Raw genomic sequence first — 21249 nt, 5'->3', positions numbered from 1 at the left:
GTGGCGCGCTACGAGTCCCTGCTCGACGCGTGCGGCAACACGCCGCTCGTCGGACTGCCCCGGCTCTCGCCGAGCGCCGACGTGCGGCTCTGGGCCAAGCTCGAGGACCGCAACCCGACGGGGAGCGTCAAGGACCGCGTGGCGCTGTGGATGGTGAAGGCGGCCGAGGAGTCCGGCCGCCTCCGCCCCGGCGACACGATCATCGAGCCGACCAGCGGCAACACCGGCATCGCGCTGGCGATGGTGGCGAAGCTGCGCGGGTACCGCCTGGTGTGCGTGATGCCGGAGAACGTCTCGTCCGAGCGCACCACCCTGCTGCGGATGTACGGCGCGGAGATCATCACGTCGCCGGCGGCGGGCGGCTCCAACCGCGCCGTCGCCGTGGCGAAGGAGATCGCGGCCGAGCATCCGGACTGGGTGATGCTGTACCAGTACGGCAACGAGGCCAACGCCCGTGCGCACTACGAGACGACCGGCCCGGAGATCCTGCGCGACCTGCCCACCATCACCCACTTCGTGGCCGGCCTGGGCACCACCGGCACGCTCATGGGCGTGGGGCGGTACCTGCGCGAGAAGGTCGAGGACATCGAGATCATCGCGGCCGAGCCCCGCTACGGCGAGCTCGTCTACGGGCTGCGCAACCTCGACGAGGGCTACGTGCCGGAGCTGTACGACGCGTCGGTCCTGACCCGCCGCTTCTCCGTGGGCACCCAGGACTCCGTGCTGCGCACCCGGCAGCTGGTCGAGGTCGAGGGCATGTTCGTGGGCTTCTCCACCGGCGCCGTGCTGCACGCCGCGCTCGCGGTGGCCCACCAGGCGCTCAAGGCCGGCCGGCGGGCCGACGTGGTGTTCCTGGTGGCCGACGGCGGGTGGAAGTACCTCTCGACCGGCGCCCACGGGGGCACGCTGGCCGAGGCCGAGAGCGCCCTCGACGGCCAGCTCTGGGCGTAGACAGCCCTACAGCCCGGTCACGACCCAGCCGAGCAGCAGGCTCACCGACGCCGCGCCCAGCAGCGCGTAGGGGAGCCTGCGCCGGTGCACGCTCGCGAACGCGGCGATGGTGCACGCCAGACCGAGCAGGCCGATGGTGACGACGACGGGGCCGTACCAGACGCGGTACTGCGCGATCAGGCCCACGAAGGCCCGCAGGGCCACCGCCATGCCCCCCAGGCCGAGCGCGGCCGCCCAGGCGCACACCGCGGCGATCTGCCGGTTGTCCGGGCGCGGGTCGGCCTCGGTGGGCAGGCGGAACGCGTCGGGGAGCTGCCGGCGCAGCCACTTGGCTCGGGACATGTCAACCGACACAGTCGCCTCCTCTGTTACCGCCTCACCGCGTGCAACGAGCGAGGCAGTTGACCGTGACGCGACCCTGTCACGTTGGCGACATCCGCCCCCGGATCTTTCGGCCTCGGCTGTCAGTCCGGCGTAGGCTGCGCAGCGTGAACGGGCCAAGCCGGGCCTTATACCGGCGGGTTCGTGGATTGGATCTATCCTCACCCTGACCGTTCCTAGCAATGCGATCCACAGTTCGTTCGAAGACGGGAGACGGCGGGTTGAGGGCAGCATCATGAGGCTCACGGTTCTCGGCTGCGCCGGCAGCTTCCCGGGGCCGGAGGCGCCCTGCTCCGCCTACCTGGTCGAGGCGGACGGCTTCCGTCTGCTGATGGACTTCGGCCCGGGCTCCATGTCGGCGCTGCAGCGCTACGGCAGCCTCTACGCCGTCGACGCCATCCTGCTGTCGCACCTGCACTGCGACCACATGCTGGACGCCTGCTCGTACGTCGTGGCCCGCCGCTACGCCCCGGCCGGCCCGTTCCCGCCCCTGCCGGTCTACGCGCCCGTGAACGCCCCCGAGCGGATCACCGCGGCCTACGGGGGGGAGAACGAGCCGATGTCGATCGGCGACGTGTACACCTTCTACGCCCTGCAGCCCGGCAGCTTCCCGATCGGGCCGCTGTCGGTGACCGTGGACCGCGTCAACCACCCCATCGAGACGTACGGCGTGCGCCTCGAGCACGACGGCAAGGTGCTCGCGTACTCGGCCGACACCGCCCCGTGCGAGGCGCTGATCCGCCTGGCCCAGGGGGCCGACGCGTTCCTGTGCGAGGCGAGCTACCTCGACGGGGTGGACAACCCGCCCGACCTGCACCTGACCGGCCGGGAGGCGGCCGAGCACGCCACCAAGGCGGGCGTCGGCCGGCTGCTGCTCACGCACCTGGTCCCGGCCTGGGGGAGCGAGGCGCTGACGGTGGAGGCCGCATCGAGCGCCTTCTCTGGCCCGATCGACGTGGTCCGGCCTGGGGCCAGGTACGACATTTAGGACCCCGTTTGCCGTCTGGCCAACAAATGGTGGCCGCATGCATGGACGACGCCCTCATGGTCATGGCATGCGGATCGCGATCGTCACCGAATCGTTCCCGCCCGATGTGAACGGCGTCGCCCACTCCGTCGTCCGGGTCGCCGAACACCTCGTCGCGCGTGGCCACGAGCCGCTCGTGATCGCACCGCAGCCGTCGTCAGCGGCGCGCTCGGTCACCGGCTCGTTCCCGTACCAGATCATCCGCGTGCCCTCCGTCGCGACGCCGGGCTATGGGAGCTTCCGGCTGGGGCTGCCCAGCCGCCGCCTGGCCGCCGCGCTGAGGGCGCACCGCACCGACCTCGTCCACCTGGCCAGCCCGTTCGTGCTCGGCGCCCGCGGCATGACGGTCGCGGCGTCGCTGGGCCTGCCCACGGTGGCCGTCTACCAGACGGACGTCCCCGCCTACGCCCGCCTGTACTACAAGTCGAACCTCGGCGAGCAGGCCGCCTGGCGCTGGCTGCGGCACATCCACAACGCCGCCGACCGGACCCTGGCGCCTTCCACCGCCGCCGCCACGGCCCTGCACAGCCACGCCATCGAGCGCGTCTGGCTCTGGCGCCGCGGGGTCGACGCGGCCCGCTTCGACCCCGGGCACCGCTCCGCGGCCCTGCGCCGCGCGGTGGCCGCCGAGGGGCAGGTGATCGTCGGGTACGTCGGCCGGCTCGCCGTCGAGAAGCGCGTCGACCTCCTCGCGCCGGTCAGCCGCATCCCGGGCGTCCGCGTGGTCGTGGTCGGCGACGGCCCCGCCCGGGCGAACCTCGAGCGGGCGATGCCCGACGCGGTGTTCCTCGGCGAGCGGCGCGGCGACCAGCTGGCCCGGATCTTCGCCAGCCTCGACCTGTTCGTGCACACCGGGCCGTTCGAGACCTTCGGGCAGACCATCCAGGAGGCCCTCGCGAGCGGGGTGCCCGTGGTCGCGCCGGCCCAGGGCGGCCCGCTGGACCTCGTCGACGACGGCCGCACCGGCTTCCTGGTGCCGCCCGGCGACGCCCCGGCGCTCGTCGCGGCGGTGACCTCGCTGGTGAACGACGACGAGCGGCGCCTGGCTATGGGCGTCGCCGCGCGCGTGGCGGTGGCGTCGCGCACCTGGGCCGCGGTCGGGGACGAGCTGATCAAGCACTACGTGGACGTGCACTCGGGAGGCGTCGCCGCCCGGTCTGTGCCCATTCCGGCATGAGCGGTCCGGAGCGGAGCGGAGGGGCCGCTCATCGGAACAGCAGGGTGCGTTGTGCCTCGCGTCGATGCCGGAGCGCAGCGGAGGCACCGGCGTGAGTGCGCGAATAGTACGGCTGGCGAACTTCGTCATGCCGCGCTCCGGCGGGCTGCGCACGGCCCTGCACGCCCTCGGGGAGGGGTACCTCGCCGCGGGCCACGAGCCGATCCTCATCGTCCCCGGGGCCGAGTACTCCGACGAGATGACCAAGCAGGGCCGCGTGATCACGATTCCCGGCCCGGTCGTGCCCGGTACCGGCGGGTACCGCGTCCTGCTGGCCCGCCGCCGCCTGGTCAAGCTCCTCGCCGACCTCGCGCCCGACCGGCTCGAGGTCTCCGACCGCTTCACGCTGCGCTGGACCGGCCGCTGGGCCCGGGAGCGCGGCATCCCCGCCGTGATGGTGTCCCACGAGAGCCTCGCCGGCCTGCTCACCTTCGCCGGCCCGCTCGGCAACCCGTGGGCGAACCTGCTCAACGCGCGCAGCTTCCGCTCGTACGACCGCATCGTGTGCACGACCGGCTGGGCCGCCAACGAGTTCCGCCGCATCGGGGCCGGCAACCTCGCCCAGGTGCCGCTCGGCGTCGACCTGGAGCTGTTCAACCCGTCGCGCTACGACGACACGCTGCGCGCCCGCTACGCCCGGCCGGACCAGGTCCTGCTCGTGCACTGCGGCCGGCTCTCCTCCGAGAAACGGCCCGAGCGCTCCGTCGACGCCCTGGTGGCGCTGCGGAAGCGGGGCATCGATGCGGTACTCGTGGTGGCCGGCGACGGCCCCCTGCGCGCCCGGCTCCAGGAGCAGGCCCGCGGGCACGAGGTGCACTTCATGGAGTTCGTGGCCGAGCGCACCGCCGTCGCGTCGCTGCTCGCGACCGCCGACGTCGTGATCGCGCCCGGCCCCATCGAGACGTTCGGGCTCGCCGCCCTGGAGGCGCTCGCGTGCGGTACGCCCGTCGTCGTCGACGCGGCATCCGCGCTGCCCGAGGTGATCGGCGCCGCCGGCGTCGCCGTCACGAACGATTTTGCTTCCGGTGTACTGCGGGTGCTCGAACGACCCGCCGCCGCCCGACGCGCCGAGGCGCGCGCCCGGGCGGAGCAGTTCTCCTGGCCGGCCGCGGTCGCCGGCTTCCTCGCGGTACACCACTCGCTGGTCCTGTCGGGGGTGGCTCCGTGACTGTCTTTGCGGCTCTGGGTGATTCGACGACCGCCGGCTTCGGCGACCGGGTCAAGGGGAAGTGGCGCGGCTGGGCGCCGATCTTCGCCTCCGCCCTGGGTGTACGTCTCCACAACTTCTCGCTCAGCGGCGCCCGGGCCGCCGACCTCGAGCGCGACCAGCTCCCGCGCGCGCTCGCGGTGCGCCCGACCCTCGCGGCCGTGCTCATCGGCACCAACGACACGCTGCGGGACCCGTTCGACGGCGTCCGCTTCGCGGGCCACCTCGAGCGCACCGTCGCCGCCCTGCGCGGGGCCGGCTCCGAGGTGCTCACGATCCGCCTGCCCGACCCCGGACGCATGTTCGGCCTGCCCGGCCCGCTGGCCCGCCCGCTCGCCCGCCGCATGGCCGAGATCAATGAGGCGGCCGACCGCATTGCCGCACGGTACGACACCATCCATTTCGACGCGGCCGGCAACCCGGACTCGTACGACCGCCGCATGTGGAGTGTCGATCGCCTCCACCCGAGCGAGCGCGGGCACCGCTTCCTGGCCTGCTCGTACTTCGACCTCCTCGACCAGCGCGGCGTCGTCAAGACCCTCCGCACGGACGGCCCGGGCCCCGCCCGCCCGTCGCCCGAGCCGAGCAGCCCGCCGCCGTCGCCGCTGGCCCAGGCCCTGTGGATCTCGACGGCCGGCACCCACTGGGTGATCCGCCGCTCGACCGACCTCCTGCCGGGCCTGTTCCGGCTCGCCTGGTCGGAGTGGCGGCACGGCTCGCCCGCCGCGGACCTGGACATGGTCCCGGGCAAGGTCGCCTGACCTCGTGCGCCGCCCCTTGTCTAGGGTGGTTCTCATGGCTCGACCCGATGGACGCGTCCACGACCAACTTCGTCCCGTATCGATCACCCGCCAGTGGAGCACGCACCCGGAGGGGTCCGTGCTCATCGAGTTCGGCGCCACCCGCGTGCTGTGCACCGCCAGCGTCACGGAGGGCGTGCCCCGCTGGCGCAAGGGCTCCGGCCTGGGCTGGCTGACCGCCGAGTACGCGATGCTCCCGCGCGCCACCACGACCCGCAGCGACCGGGAGAGCGTGAAGGGCAAGATCGGCGGCCGTACCCACGAGATCTCCCGCCTGATCGGCCGCAGCCTGCGCGCCTGCATCGACCTCAAGGCCCTGGGCGAGAACTCGATCGTCCTCGACTGCGACGTCCTGCAGGCCGACGGCGGCACCCGCACCGCCGCCATCACCGGCGCCTACGTGGCCCTCCACGACGCGGTCGGCTGGCTCGCCGCCCAGCGCAAACTGGCCGGCAAGCCCGCGGACGTCCTGCACCGCTCGGTGGCGGCCGTGAGCGTGGGCATCATCGCCGGCGACCCGCGCCTCGACCTCTGCTACGAGGAGGACGTGGTGGCGGACGTGGACATGAACGTCGTCTGCACCGGCGCCGGCGAGTTCGTGGAGGTCCAGGGCACCGGCGAGCAGGGCATCTTCACCCGCGCCGAGCTCGACACCCTGGTCGACCTGGGTGCCCGCGGCTGCGCCGACCTGACCGCGCTGCAGCAGAAGGCCCTGGCCGGATGACGAACCTCCTCCTGGCGACCCGCAACAAGAAGAAGCTCGTGGAGCTCCGCCGGGTCCTGGATTCCTCGGCGCCGCACATCGAGCTCCTGGGCCTGGACGACGTCGACACCTACCCGGAGGCCCCCGAGACCGGCCTGACGTTCGAGGAGAACGCCCTCCTGAAGGCCCGCGAGGCGGTCCAGTACACCGGCCTGCCCAGCATCGCCGACGACTCGGGCCTGGCCGTGGACGCCCTCAACGGCATGCCCGGCGTGTTCTCGGCCCGCTGGTCCGGCCTGCCGGGCGGCGCGCCGGACCGCGACGGCGCCAACCTGCGCCTGGTCCTGGCCCAGATCGCCGACGTGCCCGACGAGCACCTGGGCGCGGCCTTCGTCTGCTCCGCCGCCCTCGTCCACCCGGACGGCCGCGAACAGGTCTTCCGAGGCGAGATGCGAGGCCACTTGATCCGAGCCCCCCGCGGCGACGGCGGCTTCGGCTACGACCCGATTTTTGTAGCCGACGGCCACACCCGCACGACGGCCGAACTGACCCCGGACGAGAAGGACGCCATCAGCCACCGCGGCAAGGCCTTCCGAGCCCTGGCCGCGGCCCTGTAACACGGCAGCCTTTCGTTTCAGCTCCCGGCGGCCGCCCGCACCTTGGTCGGCCGCCGTTCGAGTCCTTGGCTGGTCTGCCCCCTTGCTTTTGGTCAGGCCAGCGATCCCGCCACCCGCTCGATCTCCCTCCGGAGGTCCCGCGACCACACCACTCCCCGAGCCGCCTCCATCACCGGCGCGAGGAACACATCCGGCCCCGGCCGTCCCGCGAACCGCTCCACGATCTCCACCGCGAGGGTCCCCGCCGGCGAGGGCTGCAGCGGCTCCCGGAGCTGAATCCCGCGCACCCCCGAGATCAGTTCGACCGCGAGGATGCTGCACAGGTTGTCCAGCACCGTCCGAAGCTTCCGCGTCGCCGCCCACCCCATCGACACGTGGTCCTCCTGCATGCCCGACGTGGGCAGCGAGTCCACGCTCGCGGGCGCCGCCAGCCGCCGGTTCTCCGCGACGATCCCCGCCGCGGTGTACTGCGCGATCATCAGCCCCGAGTTCACCCCCGCGTCCGGGGCCAGGAACGGCGGCAGGTCCCGCGACCGGGTGACGTCCAGCAGACGGTCGACCCGCCGCTCGGCGATCGCCCCGACCTCGGCCGCCGCGATCGCGAGGAAGTCCGCCGCGAACCCGAGCGGCGCCCCGTGGAAGTTGCCCGTCGACTCGACCCGCCCGTCGGTGAGCACCACCGGGTTGTCCACGATCGACCGCAGCTCCCGCCCGGCGACCGCCGCCGCGAAGTCCAGCGTGTCCCGCGCCGCCCCGGCCACCTGCGGCGCGCACCGCATCGAGTACGCGTCCTGCACCGCATGCACCAGGTCGTCCCGGTGCGAGTCCATGATCGGCGAGCCCTGCAGCAGCCGGTGGATGTTCGCCGCCGAGGCCGCCTGCCCCGGATGCGGCCGGATCGTGTGCAGCTCCGGCATGAACGGCCGGTCCGACCCGAGCATCGCCTCGATCGACAGCGCCGCCGTCACGTCCGCCATCGTGAACAGGTGCCGCGCGTCCTCGATGGCCATGAGCAGCATGCCGAGCATGCCGTCGGTGCCGTTGATGAGGGCGAGCCCCTCCTTCGACGACAGCTCGATCGGCGACACTCCCGCGTCGAGCGCACTGACCCGCGTACCGTCCTTCGCCAGCACCCACCCCTCGCCGATCAGCACCAGCGCGCAGTGGGCCAGCGGCGCCAGGTCGCCGGACGCGCCGAGCGACCCGTGCTCGGGCACCCACGGCGTGATGTCCGAGTTCAGCAGCTCCACGAGCGCCTGCGCGACCTCGGGCCGCACCCCGGAGCGCCCCATGGCCAGCGAGCGGATTCGCAGCAGCATCATCGCGCGTACGACCTCCCGCGACACCGGCGGCCCGACGCCCGCCGCATGCGACCGGATCAGCGCGTGCTGCAGCTCCGCCCGCCGCTCCGGCGCGATGAACGTGTTCGCGAGCGCCCCGAACCCGGTCGACACCCCGTACACCGGGCGCCCGTCCCGCTCGATCGCGTCCACGATGGACCGGCTCGCGCGCATGGCGTCGAGCGCGTCCGGCGCGAGGGCCACCCGCGCGTTGGCCCGGGCGACCGCGATCAGGTCGTCAGGGCTGATGCCAGAGGCGGTGATGGTGATCAAACCAGCTCCCCATTGAGCACGACGTTATTCATCAGCGGCACCCCGGGCCGGTAGGCCAGGTGCACGTACGAGGGGGCGTCCAGCACGACGAGGTCGCCGCGCGCCCCGTGCGTCAGCCGCCCGATGTCTTCCCGGCGCAACGCCGCCGCCCCGCCCCGCGTAGCCGCGAGTACGGCCTCGGCCGGCGTCATCGCCATCTCGCGCACGGCGAGCGCGATGCAGAACGGCATCGACGTGGTGTACGACGACCCCGGATTGCAGTCCGTCGCCAGCGCAACGGTCGCCCCCGCATCGAGCAGCGCCCGCGCCGGCGGATACGGCGACCGCGTCGAGAACTCCGCCCCCGGCAACAGCGTCGCGACCGTGCCCGACCCGGCGAGCGCCGCGATGTCCGCCGCGGACAGATGCGTGCAGTGATCCGCCGAAGCGGCATTGAGCTCAACCGCCAGCTGTACCCCGGGCCCCGCCGTCAGCTGGTTGGCGTGCACCCGCACACCCATCCCCGCGTCCGCGCCGACGGTCAGGATCGCCCGCGAATGATCCGCGTCGAACGCCCCCCGCTCGCAGAACACGTCGATCCACCGCGCCCCGGCCCCGCGTGCCGCGCTCAGCATCGGCCCGCACACGAGGCTCACGTAGTCGTCCGTCCGATCCGCGTACTCCGCCGGCACCACATGCGCCCCGAGAAACGTCGTCTCGCTGCTGAACTCCCGCGCGATCCGCAGCGACCGAGCCTCATCGGCGACGCTCAGCCCGTACCCGGACTTGATCTCCATCGTCGTCGTACCCTGCCGCAGCGCCTCGTTCCGCAGCCGCGCCACGTTGGCCCGCAACTGCTCGTCATCGGCGGCCCGAGTGGCGCCGACGGTCGTCCGGATCCCCCCACCCGTGTACGGCTGCCCCGCCATCCGCGCCGCGAACTCCGCCGCCCGATCGCCCCCGAACACCAGGTGCGAGTGACTGTCCACGAACCCCGGCAGCACCGCCGCCCCGTCGGCGTCGAGCCGCACATCGGCCGCGGGCGCATCGCCGGCCCGCCCGATCCACTCGACCCGCCGATCGTCAATGACGAGCGCCGCGTTGCGCCGAATCCCGAGCGGCCCCTCACCCCAGTTCGGATCGCCCGTGACGAGCTCCCCGACGTTGGTGACCAGCAGCGACCTCATAGCGCCGCCCCGATGCGCCCGCCATCGTCAACACCTTCACGCCAAACGCCAACTCCAACGCCACTCTCCCCGACGGCCGCGTCCCCGCCATTGCCCGCCACATTCCGCGCCCCGTCACCGCTCGTGCCGTTTCGAGACCCGTCGCCGATGCCCGCCACGTTTTCCGGTCCATCGGCCCTCGGTGCGTCGCTCAATCCGTCGCCGCCGGCCGTCGCGCTGCCTGTCTCGCTGCCGCCCGCCACGCTCCCTGGCCCGGTGCTCGGGTCCGGCCGTCCTCCACCGCCGGACCGGCCTTCCTTCGCGACCTCTCCGAGCGCACTGGTCAGGGCAGCCCCCACATCGGGGACGCCGGCGTGAACCCCGTCGCGCACGACGACCCGCCCGTCGACCACCACGTGCCGCACGTCCGCCGCCGTCGCCGCGAACCCGATCGCCGCCGGGTCGCAGCCCGCCGTCCGGGCCGTGTCGAGCGCCACCGTGACCAGGTCCGCCCGCCCACCGACGGCGATGGAACCGGCGTGCATCCAGCCGAGCGCCGCGTGCCCGGCCACCGTGGCCGCGGTGATGAGCTCGGCGCCCGTGAAGTGCCCGCGGTGCTCGGTGTGGAGCCGCTCGTGCATCTCGACGCCGCGTGCCTCCTCGAACAGGTCGATCACCGCGTGGCTGTCGCTGCCCAGGCTCAGCGGGCTGCCCGCGTCGACCAGCGCCCGTGCGTGCCCGATGCCGTCGGCGAGATCCCGTTCGGTCGTCGGGCAGAAGCACACCCCGGTGCCGTTGTCCCCGAGCTCCGTCCGGTCCGTGTCCGACAGGTGCGTGGCGTGCACCGCCGTCAACCGCGCGCTGAGCAGCCCGTTATCGGCGAGCAACTCCGTCGGCGTCCGGCCGTGAACCGCCAGGCAGGCCTCGTTCTCCGCGCGCTGCTCCGAGAGGTGCACGTGCGTCGGCAGACCGTCGGTGCGCGACGCGAACGCCGCCAGCACCTCGGCCGGCACCGCCCGCACGCTGTGCGCCGCCGCCCCGATCCGCGCATGAGGCCGCGGCCGCAGCCGATCCAGCCGGTTCGACCAGGCATCGATCGACCCATCCCCGAACCGGAGTTGTACCCCTTCCAACGCTCGCCCATCGACCCCCGCGGTCAGGTACAGCGTGTCGAGCAGCGTGATCCTGATCCCCGCATCGGCCGCCGCGGCGATGAGTGCCTCGCCCATAGCGTTCGGGTCCGCGTACCTGACTCCGCCCGGCCCGTGATGCAGGTAGTGGAACTCGCCGACGCAGGTGATGCCGGCCAGCGCCATCTCGGCGTACACGGCGACCGCCAGCGCGTGGTACGAGTCCGGGTCGAGCGCGCCCGCCACCGCGTACATCTGCTCGCGCCAGGTCCAGAAGGTGCCCCGGCCCCGCTGCGTCCGCCCCCGCAGCGCCCGGTGGAACGCGTGGGAGTGCGCGTTGGCCAGGCCCGGCAGCGTGAGCCCCGCCAGCCGGACCGCCCCGGCCGCCTCGGGCGCGTCGACCGGCGTCTGCGCCCGTACCGCGACGAACCGCCCACCGGCGATCTCGACGAGCACGTCGTCGGCGACGCCGGACGGCAGCCAGGCGTGTTGGCAGTGGTACCGCGTCATTGACATAGCCGGGCCAAGAGGTCGGTGAGCTTCTCCACCCCGACGGCGCAGTCGGCGTCGGAGGCCGACTCCTGCGGCGCGTGGGAGATGCCGGTCGGGTTCCGCACGAACAGCATGGCCGTGTCGACGTGGGCGGACAGCACGCCCGCGTCGTGCCCGGCGCCGGTCGGCAGCACGGGCGCCTGCAGCTCGAGGGCGGCGAGCCGGCTGACGTCACCGGCGAACCCGACCTCGCCCGTGACCGACTCCGCGGTCATCGTGACGTGCGTGCCGTCGCGCCGCGCCCGTTCCTCGGAGCGGTGGTGGATCGACTCGACGAGCTTCTGCAGCGTCTCGCCGTCCGCGGCCCGGGCGTCCAGCCAGGCGGAGGCGCGGGCGGCGATGGCGTTGGTGGCGTTCGGTGCGACGTCGACCCGCCCGACGGTCGCGTGCGCACCGTGGATCCGGGCGACCTCGTCGGTCGCCAGCACCGTATACGCGAGCGTCAGCATCGGATCGTGCCGGTCCGACATGCGCGTCGTGCCGGCGTGGTTGCCCTCGCCGGTGAAGTCGAACCGGTATCGCCCGTGCGGCCAGATCGCGCTCGCCACGCCGATCGGCGCGTTCAGGTGGTCGAGGGCCCGCCCCTGCTCGACGTGGAGCTCGACGAACGCCCCGATGCGCGCGAGCCGCTCCGGATCGGGCCCGAGCCGGTCCGGGTCGAGCCCGGCCCGCCCGATCGCGTCGGCGAGCGAGGCACCCTCACGGTCGCGCAGCCGGAGCGCCTTCGCTGGGTCGAACGCGCCGGTCATCAGCCGTGATCCGAGGCACGGTACCCCGAACCGGGCACCCTCCTCCTCGGTGAACACCGCGACCGCCACCGGCCGCACCGGTTTCACGCCCCGCTCGCGGAGCCGGTCGATGGCCAGCAGCCCGGACACGACGCCCAGCGGCCCGTCGTAGGCCCCGCCGTGCGGAACGGAGTCGAGGTGGCTGCCGGTGACGATGGCGCCCTCCTGCTCCGGCTCGCCCCACCAGGCCCACAGGTTGCCGTTGCGGTCGATCTCCACCTCGAGGTCGCGGTCCAGCGCCTCCTCGATGAACCACTCCCGGCACACCAGGTCGGTGTCGGTCCACGAGTGCCGGACGTACCCACCGTCCTCACCGACCCGGCCGACGGGGCTCAGCGACTCCCACAGCGCGGCGAACCGCTCGGCGCTCATCATGCCCGCTCACCGGCCTCTGCGCCGTCGGCCGGCGCCTCCCGCATCGGCACCCGCAGCCCGTTCGCCCCGGCCACCTCCGCCGCGTCCTCGTACCCGGCGTCCACGTGCCGCAGCACGCCCATCGCCGGGTCGTTGCTGAGCACCCGCGCCAGTTTCTGCGCCGCCAGCGCGGTGCCGTCGGCGACCGACACCTGCCCGGCGTGGATCGACCGTCCGATCCCGACGCCGCCGCCGTGGTGGATCGACACCCACGAGGCGCCCGACGCCGTGTTGACCAGCGCGTTGAGCAGCGGCCAGTCCGCGATCGCGTCGGATCCGTCGCGCATCGCCTCAGTCTCGCGGTAGGGCGAGGCGACTGATCCGGTGTCGAGGTGGTCGCGCCCGATCACGAGCGGCGCCTCCAGGGTGCCGTCGGCGACCATCTCGTTGAACCGCAGCCCGGCCCGGTCGCGCTCGCCCTGCCCGAGCCAGCAGATCCGCGCCGGCAGCCCCTGGAACGCGACCCGCTCCCGGGCCATCGTGATCCAGCGGTGCAGCGACGCGTTCTCCGGGAAGAGGTCGAGGATCGCCCGGTCGGTGGCGGCGATGTCGGCGGGGTTGCCCGACAGTGCGGCCCACCGGAAGGGGCCCTTGCCCTCACAGAAGAGCGGGCGGATGTACGCCGGGACAAACCCCGGGAACGCGAACGCCCGGTCGAATCCGCCCAGCTGGGCCTCGCCCCGGATCGAGTTGCCGTAGTCGAACACCTCGGCGCCGCGGTCCAGGAAGCCGACCATCGCCTCCACGTGCCGGGCCATCGATTCGCGGGCCCGCTCCGTGAACTCCTCGGGCTTCTTCGCCGCGTAGTCGGCCGCGTCCTCGGGCGCGACACCGCTCGGCACGTAGGACAGTGGGTCGTGCGCCGAGGTCTGGTCGGTCACGATGTCGGCCGCGACGCCCATCCGCAGCAGCTCGGGCAGCAGCAGCGCCGCGTTGCCCACGACCCCGACCGACAGCGGCCTGCGCGCCGTCTGCGCCTCGACGGCGAGCCGGACCCCGTCCTCCAGCGAGTCGGCGACGACGTCGAGGTAGCGGGTGGCGACCCGCCGCTCCAGCCGGGCCCGGTCGACGTCGATGATCAGGCAGGCGCCGCCGTTCATGGTGACCGCGAGCGGCTGCGCGCCGCCCATCCCGCCGCACCCCGCGGTGATCGTGAGCGTGCCGGCCAGCGACCCCCCGAACCGCTTCTCGGCCACCGCCGCGAACGTCTCGTAGGTGCCCTGCAGGATGCCCTGCGTGCCGATGTAGATCCACGACCCGGCGGTCATCTGCCCGTACATCGTCAGGCCGAGCGCCTCCAGCCGCCGGAACTCCGGCCAGTTGGCCCAGTCGCCGACCAGGTTGGAGTTGGCGATCAGCACCCGGGGCGCCCACTCGTGCGTCTGCAGCACCCCGATGGGGCGGCCGGACTGCACCAGCATCGTCTCGTCCGGCCCGAGGGTCGTCAGGGTGCGGACCAGTGCGCGGTAGGACGGCCAGTCGCGTGCGGCCTTGCCGGTACCGCCGTACACCACCAGGTCCTGCGGACGTTCCGCGACGTCGGGGTCGAGGTTGTTCATGAGCATGCGCAGGGCGGCTTCCTGTTGCCAACCTCGCGCCGTCAACTGGGTGCCCCGAGGGGCACGGACTGTTTCCATGATTCTCCTCGGTTAGGGCAGGAATACCTGACGGGTGGCGGCGGAGCGCTCGAACGCCTCGAGCCGCTCCTGAGTTTCGGCCGGTGCCGAGTCGCACATCGCCTGGAGCAGGATCGTCACCATGGCCATCGGCGCGGTGTGCATGTCGAACACGAGCCGGGAGCCGACCGGCGCGGGCAGCACCACGTCGGACTCGGCGGCCGCCGGGCTGACCGGCGAGTCCGTCACGGTGACGACACGAAGCCCCGCGGCCCGTGCCTCGCGTAGCGCGTCGACCGCCTCGCGTGGATATCGGGGCAGCACAAACGCCAGCATCGCAACTGCACCGGCCGCGCGTGCCTGTTCCAGGCGATCCGCGAGCAGACTGCCCTGCTCTTGCACCAGCCTTACGTCCGGATGAACCTTGGCCGCGAAGTAGGCGAAGGCGCCCGCGAGGGCTGCGGCCGCCCGCAGCCCGAGGACCGGCAGCGGCCGGCTCGCCATCAGCAACCGGCCCGCCTCAGTCAGCGGCCCGGGGTCTTTGAGAGTGTCGGAGAGCCGTTGGAGGTTGGCGATCTCGTCACCGAGCGCCTGCTCGAACTGGCTGACCGGGGCGGTCTCATCCGGGTCGTCCACTGTGGACGGGCCGTGCCGGTAGCCGTCGATGGTCACGCGCAATTCGTCGCGCAGCGCGGGATAGCCCTCGAACCCCAGCGCCGTCGCGAACCGGGTCACCGACGGCTGGCTGACGCCCGCGAGGGTCGCCAGGTCGCCGCTGGACAGGTAACCGGCCCGCCCGGCGTGCTCGACCAGGATGCGCGCGATGCGCCGCTGGACGGGCGTGAGTCGCTGTCCATCGAAGAGGTCGAGTATCCGCTGGCGCGGTGTTGAGGTCATGGGCTGACTGTAAGTCGACTTTCAGGGTTGCGTCAAGTGCATGGGATCATTCAGAATGTTGGCGGAAAGGGGGACGTCCATGCGACTCTCAGAACGTGCGCCTGAGCTACCTAGCTACCTACCCGATCAAGAGCTGTTACCGCGTCGAGGCAGGCATCGCGGAGGTGGAGCCCTGGGGTCTTGCGGGCGATCGCCGGTGGATCGTCGTCGACGAGGCGGCCAAGCTGATCACCCAGCGGGAGTGGCCGGCAATGGGTCGGGTGCGGCCGCGGTACAACGACCGGGGCCTGGTGCTCGAGGCAGAGGGCGCGGCGCCGGTCGAGGTTCCGTACCCGTCGGCCGAGACGACCGACATCAGGCACTTCCACCAGTGGATCGCCGCGACGTCCGCGGGGGACGTCGCGAACCACTGGGTGTCGCAGGTGATCGGGCGGCCGGCGCGCCTGTTCCACCTCGACGATCCGACCCGGCGGGCGCTGGACGCCGGGTACGGCACCCCGGACGATCGCGTCAGCTTCGCCGACGGCTTTCCGCTGCTGCTGGCCAACGAGTCCTCGCTGCACGCGGTCAACGACTGGCTGGTCGAGGACGGCGACGAGCCGATCACGATGACCCGGTTCCGGCCCAACGTCGTCGTCTCCGGCGCCCCGGCCTGGGCGGAGGACGACTGGATCGGCCGCCGGATCGTCATCGGCGATGTCGCCTTCCGTGTGCCGAAGTCGTGCGACCGATGCGTGCTGACCACCATCGACCCCGAGACCGGCGAGAAGGGCAAGCAGCCGCTGCGAATCCTGGCCAAGCACCGGCGGTTCCCGGACGGGCTGATGTTCGGCGTCAACCTCATCCCGGACGTGCGGGGCAAGGTCGCGGTTGGCGACGAGGTCACCGTCGCCTGAGGACGTCGGGCGCGAGCGGTGGGCGGGCGCCGGCCGGTCGGGTCGGGCAGGTCGGGCAGCACGGGCCTCTGGGGATTCTGGCGCGAGCGCCGGCCGGGTGGTCGGGCCGTGGAGGTCGTTGACGCGTTCGAGCGCGAGCGATGGCAGCGACGGTCAGGCCGCGTAGGGCCTTGACGAACTTCGGCGCGAGTGACGGCGGGCGGCGGGGCCGCGGAGGTCTTTGACGAACGCGGTTCGAGCGATGGCGGCCGAGGCAGGTCTCTTGGGAGGAGATCGGCGGCTGCGCGAGGTGTCGGAGGAGGTGGGGCGCCGGGCCGAGCAGCTGATTCACGACGCGGAGGTGGACGCGGCGGACTGGGTGCCCGTGACCGCCGGATCGGCCGAGTTGCTCGAAGCGTGCCGGGCGACTGGGCGGTCGGTCGCCGTGTATGCGCCGCACAGTGAGTCGGCGGTTGGGCGGTACCTGCATCGGCTCGGGATGCGCAGCCTCGTCGGGCCGGCGTTGGGGCGCGGGTTCGCGATGCGTAACCCGGCGGTCCGGACGCTGGCGCCGGTGTTCGAGGCGATCGGGGTTCGCGCCCAGGACACGGCGGTGGTGTGCGCGACCTTCTCGGCGATGTCGGCCACGCAGCGGGCGGGGGGCATGCGATCGGGGTGGAGCGGATTCGGGAACCGCGGAAGGTGCTGCACGGCGGGGAGGGCGAATGCGGTGGTGCGGTCCTTGACGGCGCTGGCCGAGGCCGTCCAGGAGTGCGGACCGCCGCCCGAGGTGTGGTGACGGCATCCGGGGATCGTCGGGAAGAGGTATTGAGGTTTGTTGTTGGCGTCGGCTCGGCTGGAGTCGGGCTAGGGCAAGATCGGTGGCCAAAACACATCGGTAATGTGAGCGAAACGGTTCCTGCCTAGGCTCCCTCCATGGCGGACATCTTCGATGAGTACTCGATGTCCGGGGGCATGTTCGAAGCTTGGGACGAGATGTTCGAACGCCCCGGACTGCCGCGGTCTCCCTATCGTTCGCTGTTTGCCGCGCTTCAGCCGTTGGCCCCGTCCGACCTGCGGTTTCGGGCCGATCAGCTGGCTCGGGTCTTCACCGATCGCGGGGTCACCTTCGCGTACGCGGGGGAGGAGCGGCCCTTTCCGCTCGATCTGATTCCGCGCATTCTCGACGCCGCCGAGTGGGACCTGCTGACCGCCGGGGTGCGGCAGCGGGTCAAGGCGCTCGAGGCTTTCCTGGCCGACATCTACGGGGCCGGGCGGGTGTTCGCCGATGGAGTGGTACCGCGGAAACTGATCACCAGCAGCGCGCACTTCCACCGGCAGGCGTACGGGATCGAGCCCCCCAACGGGGTGCGCGTACACATCAGCGGCGTGGACCTGGTGCGGGACGAGCAGGGGCGTTTCCGCGTGCTGGAGGACAATCTGCGGATTCCGTCCGGGGTGTCGTACGTCATCGAGAACCGGCGCGCCCTCGCGCACACGATGCCGGCGCTGTTCGCCGATGCTCGGGTGCGGCCCGTCGACGACTACCCGGCGCGGCTGCTCGCGGCGCTGCGGGCCGCCGCGCCCGAAGGGGTCGACGATCCGACCGTCGTCGTGCTGACGCCGGGGGTGTACAACGCCGCGTACTTCGAGCATGCGCTGCTCGCGCGGCTCATGGGCGTCGAGCTCGTCGAGGGGCGTGACCTGGTGTGCAGCGGCAACCGGGTCCGGATGCGCACGACGCAGGGGGAGCGGCCGGTGCACGTCGTGTACCGCCGGGTCGACGACGACTTCATCGACCCGCTGCACTTCCGGCCCGACTCGGTCATCGGCTGCCCGGGGATCGTCAACGCCGCGCGGGCCGGGCAGGTCACGCTGGCCAACGCCGTGGGCAACGGGGTCGCCGACGACAAGCTGGTGTACACGTACGTGCCGAACCTGATCCGCTACTACCTGTCGGAGGAGCCGCTGATCGACAACGTGGAGACGTACCGGCTGGACGACCGCGAGCCCGAAGTGCTCCACGACGTGCTCGACCGGCTCGACCAGCTCGTGCTGAAGCCGGTCGACGGGGCCGGGGGCAAGGGCATCGTGATCGGCCCGCAGGCCTCCGCGGAGACCCTGGCCACGCTGCGCCGGACGGTCGAGCGGGACCCCCGGGGCTGGATCGCCCAGCGGCCGGTCGCGCTGTCCACGTCGCCGACGCTGCTCGGCGACCGGGTCGCGCCGCGCCACATCGACCTGCGCCCGTTCGCGGTCAACGACGGCAACGAGATCTGGCTGCTGCCCGGCGGCCTGACCCGCGTCGCGCTGCCCGAGGGCGCGCTGGTGGTCAACTCCAGCCAGGGCGGCGGCTCCAAGGACACCTGGGTGCTGGCGGATCCGGGCGATCCCGCGCCGGCGCCGCGGGCCCAGGCCGGGGCCGAGCGTGACAGCGGTGCCGTCCGGGCCGAGAGCGGCCCGCGGGACAGCGGCCCGGCGGCCGCGCAGATGGCCGGACAGCAGCAGTAGGGAGGAGGGCTGATGCTCAGTCGTATCGCGGAGTCGCTGTTCTGGATCGGCCGGTACGTCGAGCGTGCCGACGACACCGCGCGCATCCTCGACGCTTTCCTCGGCCGGCTGCTCGAGGACCTGTGGGCCGACGAGGACGCGGCCTGCCGCACGCTCATGTCGATCCTCGGCGCGCCCGCCCCGCAGGACCGCCGGCTCACCACCGGCGACGTGCTGGAGCTGCTGGCCTTCGACGCCGAGGACCCCAGCGCGATCTCCGGCGCGATCGTGGCCGCCCGCGACAACGCGCGGGGCGTACGCGAGACGATCTCCAGCGAGATGTGGGAGTGCCTCAACGTCACGTGGCACACGCTCGCGTCGCGGCGGGGCGCGGCCGAGCGGCTCGGGCCGACGGTGTTCCTGAGTTACGTACGTGAGCGGTCGGCCGTGCTCGCGGGCCTCGCCGAGTCGACGATGAGCCGCGACGACGGCTGGCGGTTCCTGGTGCTCGGGCGCAGCCTGGAACGGGTCGACATGACCGCACGGCTGCTGTCGATCCAGACCAACACGCCCGACGAGGTGACCGGGTGGCGCACGGTGCTGCGCTCCTGCGGCGCCGACGAGGCGTTCCTGCGCACGCACGGCGGCACGTTCGACCCGCAGCGGGTCACCGAGTTCCTGCTTCTGGACCGTCTGTTTCCGCGATCCGCCCTGCATGCCCTGGGTACCGCCGAACAATGTCTTATCGATCTTGCGCCCACGATCGAGCGCGCCGGCGTGACCGACGCCGCGCGCCGGCCCATCGGGCAGATCCGGACGCGGCTGGAGTACGCCGACACGACCACGCTGCTGGCCGAGCTCCCGCAGCACCTGCACGCGCTGCAGCTGACCTGCGCGACGGCGAGCGCGGCGATCACCGCCCGGTACTTCCCGCAGTCCACGCCCGTCACGTGGGGCACCGTCGCTTGGGGTGGATCATGAACTGGCGCCTGAAGATCCGCCACGTCACCGGTTACAAGTACGCCGGTCCGGTCTCGGCCTCGTACAACGAGGCCCGGCTCACGCCGCTGACGCTGCCGTGGCAGACGACCCTGTTCAGCCAGGTCGAGGTCACACCCGGCGCGACCACGTACCGGTACCACGACTACTGGGCGACCCAGGTCACCGCGTTCGACCTGCACCGCCCGCACCAGCAGCTGCGCGTCGTCTCCAGCAGCCTGGTCGAGGTGTCGCCGCCCCCGGCCCCGGCCGTCCGTCTCGGCTGGGCCGACCTCGGCACGGGCGCCGTGCACGACACCTACGCCGAGTTCCTCGCGCACTCGCGGCTCACGACGGTCGCCCCGGAGCTCGTCGCCGACGTCTGGTCCGCCGTCGCCGGGTCCCCCGCGGAAGCGGCCGAGGCCCTGTGCCATTGGGTTCGCAATGAGGTGGCGTACGTCCCCGGCTCGACCGGCGTGCAGACCAGCGCCCAGGAGACATGGGACCTGCGCAAGGGGGTCTGCCAGGACATCGCGCACCTGACCGTGGGGCTGCTGCGGGCGAAGGGCATTCCCGCGCGGTACGTCTCCGGGTACCTGCACCCCAAGGTCGAGGCCGAGGTCGGCGAGACGGTCGCCGGGCAGAGCCACGCCTGGGTCGAATGGTGGGCCGGGGAGTGGACCGGGTTCGATCCCACCAACGGGGTGCCGGTCGGTCCGCGGCACGTGGTCGTCGCCCGCGGCCGGGACTACGACGACGTGCCGCCGCTGCGTGGGGTGTACCACGGGGCGCCGAGCAAGCACCTGGGCGTCACGGTGGAGATCACGCGACTGGCTTGAGTATTGTGTCTCTCTGTTACTGGGGCCGTAGCCCAATGGCAGAGGCACACGGTTTAGGTCCGTGCCAGTGTGAGTTCGACTCTCACCGGCCCCACTTCCGATTTATCGGGTACTGCAAGTGCTTTACGGACTCGTACACTCGTCCGCATTATGACGAAGCTGAATCAGATCATCGCGGTCGAGAAGGGCGTGAAGTCCCGCTCGTTCCAGGACCTCACCGAGGCCCACCACGTCCTGCAGAAGCCGGCGCTGCTGGCCGGGATCTCGCGCACATACCGCCCGAAGGACGAGGAGGGCGAGCAGCTCCCGCCCGAGTCGACGCGCGTGCAGGTCAAGGCCGAGGAGGTCCTGCGCCAGACGGCCACGATCCTCACCCGCCTGTTCGACGTCACCGCGACCAAGGACTGGACGAACTGCGTCGCCCGCGCCGACGTGTCGGTCGACGGGGAGGTCCTGCTGCGCGAGGTGCCGGTGTCGTACCTGCTCTTCCTGGAGAAGCAGCTCGCCGACCTCCTCACGTTCGTGCGCAAGCTGCCGATCCTCGACGCCGCCGAGACGTGGGTGTACGACGCCTCCGCCGACACGTACGCGACCGAGCCCACGCAGACCACCCGCACGAAGAAGATCCCGCGCAACCACGTCAAGGCCGAGGCGACGGAGAAGCACCCGGCGCAGGTCGAGGTCTACTACGAGGACGTGGTCATCGGCTATTGGAAGACCGTGAAGTTCTCGGGCGCGCTGGCGGCCAAGCGCGTGAACGAGCTCGTGGAGCGCGTCGAGAGGCTGCAGGCCGCGGTGAAGTTCGCCCGCGAGGAGGCCAACGGCGTGGAGGTTGTGGGGCAGGAGGCCGGAGAGAAGGTTTTCCGGTACCTGTTCGGCGCCTGACGGCGGCGGTGCCCGGCGCTGGAGCAGGAATGCGCGGCGCCGGGTGTCGGATGGGTTGAAGTGTGCCCCGGGCGGCGGGGGCGGTCGATATGCGTGATGCGTGACGGTCCGAGGGTGCGGGGCGT

At 72.3% G+C, this 21249-nt stretch carries 19 protein-coding genes, 1 tRNA gene and 1 pseudogene; 14 read left to right on the top strand and 7 right to left on the bottom strand.

All coding sequences use genetic code 11. The annotated features are described in order from the left end of the window. Entirely contained in the window at nucleotides 1–951 is a 951-nt protein-coding gene (locus AB0B76_RS22370; protein ID WP_360378165.1) for a cysteine synthase, read from the top strand. Nucleotides 952–957: 6 nt separating this feature from the next. On the opposite strand, the gene AB0B76_RS22365 is transcribed toward AB0B76_RS22370, so the two are convergent. Continuing rightward, the gene (locus AB0B76_RS22365; protein WP_360378162.1) at nucleotides 958–1305 is read right to left on the bottom strand and encodes a hypothetical protein; all 348 of its coding nucleotides are present in this window, start codon (nucleotides 1303–1305) and stop codon (nucleotides 958–960) included. 262 nt (nucleotides 1306–1567) lie between these two features. Between AB0B76_RS22365 and AB0B76_RS22360 the strand changes: the two genes are divergently transcribed. The 6 genes from AB0B76_RS22360 (at nucleotide 1568) to rdgB (ending at nucleotide 6902) form a co-directional block, all read left to right on the top strand. After that, nucleotides 1568–2320, top strand: a complete 753-nt coding sequence (locus AB0B76_RS22360; protein ID WP_360378159.1) for an MBL fold metallo-hydrolase — start codon at nucleotides 1568–1570, stop codon at nucleotides 2318–2320. Nucleotides 2321–2387: 67 nt separating this feature from the next. Continuing rightward, entirely contained in the window at nucleotides 2388–3536 is a 1149-nt protein-coding gene (locus AB0B76_RS22355; RefSeq protein WP_360378157.1) for a glycosyltransferase family 1 protein, read from the top strand. Nucleotides 3537–3600: 64 nt separating this feature from the next. Next, nucleotides 3601–4743 (top strand): glycosyltransferase, encoded by a 1143-nt coding sequence (locus AB0B76_RS22350; protein ID WP_360378154.1) that lies wholly within the window; start codon nucleotides 3601–3603, stop codon nucleotides 4741–4743. Next, the gene (locus tag AB0B76_RS22345) at nucleotides 4740–5543 is read left to right on the top strand and encodes an SGNH/GDSL hydrolase family protein (protein WP_360378151.1); all 804 of its coding nucleotides are present in this window, start codon (nucleotides 4740–4742) and stop codon (nucleotides 5541–5543) included. Before AB0B76_RS22350 ends, AB0B76_RS22345 begins: the two co-directional genes overlap by 4 nt. Nucleotides 5544–5577: 34 nt before the next feature. Next, nucleotides 5578–6306, top strand: coding sequence for a ribonuclease PH (gene rph, locus AB0B76_RS22340; protein ID WP_360378149.1), 729 nt, complete (start codon nucleotides 5578–5580; stop codon nucleotides 6304–6306). Beyond that, on the top strand, nucleotides 6303–6902 hold the full coding sequence (gene rdgB, locus AB0B76_RS22335) for an RdgB/HAM1 family non-canonical purine NTP pyrophosphatase (RefSeq protein ID WP_360378146.1): 600 nt from the start codon (nucleotides 6303–6305) through the stop codon (nucleotides 6900–6902). Before rph ends, rdgB begins: the two co-directional genes overlap by 4 nt. A 92-nt stretch (nucleotides 6903–6994) precedes the next feature. Here rdgB and hutH read toward each other — a convergent pair whose 3' ends face one another. The 6 genes and pseudogenes from hutH to AB0B76_RS22305 all read right to left on the bottom strand — a co-directional run bounded on the left by hutH (nucleotide 6995) and on the right by AB0B76_RS22305 (nucleotide 15057). Then, entirely contained in the window at nucleotides 6995–8515 is a 1521-nt protein-coding gene (gene hutH, locus AB0B76_RS22330) for a histidine ammonia-lyase (RefSeq protein WP_360378143.1), read from the bottom strand. After that, nucleotides 8512–9681, bottom strand: coding sequence for an imidazolonepropionase (gene hutI / locus AB0B76_RS22325; RefSeq protein ID WP_360378140.1), 1170 nt, complete (start codon nucleotides 9679–9681; stop codon nucleotides 8512–8514). Before hutI ends, hutH begins: the two co-directional genes overlap by 4 nt. Before the next feature lie 302 nt (nucleotides 9682–9983). Then, nucleotides 9984–11300, bottom strand: a pseudogene (locus AB0B76_RS22320) (formimidoylglutamate deiminase); the annotation flags it as partial. Further along, complete coding sequence (locus tag AB0B76_RS22315) at nucleotides 11297–12502, bottom strand: allantoate amidohydrolase (RefSeq protein WP_360378574.1); 1206 nt, start codon at nucleotides 12500–12502, stop codon at nucleotides 11297–11299. The gene AB0B76_RS22315 and the pseudogene AB0B76_RS22320, both read right to left, overlap by 4 nt. Then, entirely contained in the window at nucleotides 12502–14184 is a 1683-nt protein-coding gene (gene hutU, locus AB0B76_RS22310; protein ID WP_360378571.1) for a urocanate hydratase, read from the bottom strand. The genes AB0B76_RS22315 and hutU overlap by 1 nt, the downstream gene beginning before the upstream one ends. A 9-nt stretch (nucleotides 14185–14193) precedes the next feature. Beyond that, nucleotides 14194–15057, bottom strand: coding sequence for a MurR/RpiR family transcriptional regulator (locus tag AB0B76_RS22305; RefSeq protein WP_360378137.1), 864 nt, complete (start codon nucleotides 15055–15057; stop codon nucleotides 14194–14196). Nucleotides 15058–15152: 95 nt separating this feature from the next. Between AB0B76_RS22305 and AB0B76_RS22300 the strand changes: the two genes are divergently transcribed. The 7 genes from AB0B76_RS22300 to AB0B76_RS22270 all read left to right on the top strand — a co-directional run bounded on the left by AB0B76_RS22300 (nucleotide 15153) and on the right by AB0B76_RS22270 (nucleotide 21124). Further along, the gene (locus AB0B76_RS22300) at nucleotides 15153–15953 is read left to right on the top strand and encodes an MOSC N-terminal beta barrel domain-containing protein (protein ID WP_360378135.1); all 801 of its coding nucleotides are present in this window, start codon (nucleotides 15153–15155) and stop codon (nucleotides 15951–15953) included. Between the two features lie 241 nt (nucleotides 15954–16194). Then, entirely contained in the window at nucleotides 16195–16731 is a 537-nt protein-coding gene (locus AB0B76_RS22295) for a hypothetical protein (protein ID WP_360378133.1), read from the top strand. A gap of 137 nt (nucleotides 16732–16868) precedes the next feature. Beyond that, nucleotides 16869–18443, top strand: coding sequence for a circularly permuted type 2 ATP-grasp protein (locus AB0B76_RS22290; RefSeq protein WP_360378130.1), 1575 nt, complete (start codon nucleotides 16869–16871; stop codon nucleotides 18441–18443). Nucleotides 18444–18455: 12 nt separating this feature from the next. After that, on the top strand, nucleotides 18456–19403 hold the full coding sequence (locus tag AB0B76_RS22285; protein ID WP_360378127.1) for an alpha-E domain-containing protein: 948 nt from the start codon (nucleotides 18456–18458) through the stop codon (nucleotides 19401–19403). Then, nucleotides 19400–20239, top strand: coding sequence for a transglutaminase family protein (locus AB0B76_RS22280; protein ID WP_360378124.1), 840 nt, complete (start codon nucleotides 19400–19402; stop codon nucleotides 20237–20239). Before AB0B76_RS22285 ends, AB0B76_RS22280 begins: the two co-directional genes overlap by 4 nt. Before the next feature lie 21 nt (nucleotides 20240–20260). Next, nucleotides 20261–20333, top strand: a tRNA-Leu gene (locus tag AB0B76_RS22275). A gap of 56 nt (nucleotides 20334–20389) precedes the next feature. Next, nucleotides 20390–21124 (top strand): hypothetical protein, encoded by a 735-nt coding sequence (locus AB0B76_RS22270; protein WP_360378121.1) that lies wholly within the window; start codon nucleotides 20390–20392, stop codon nucleotides 21122–21124. Nucleotides 21125–21249: the final 125 nt, after the last annotated feature.

Source organism: Dactylosporangium sp. NPDC049140 (assembly GCF_040648435.1).
The sequence above is the reverse complement of the archived record's forward strand: the minus strand, read 5'-3'. Positions and strand labels throughout refer to the sequence as shown.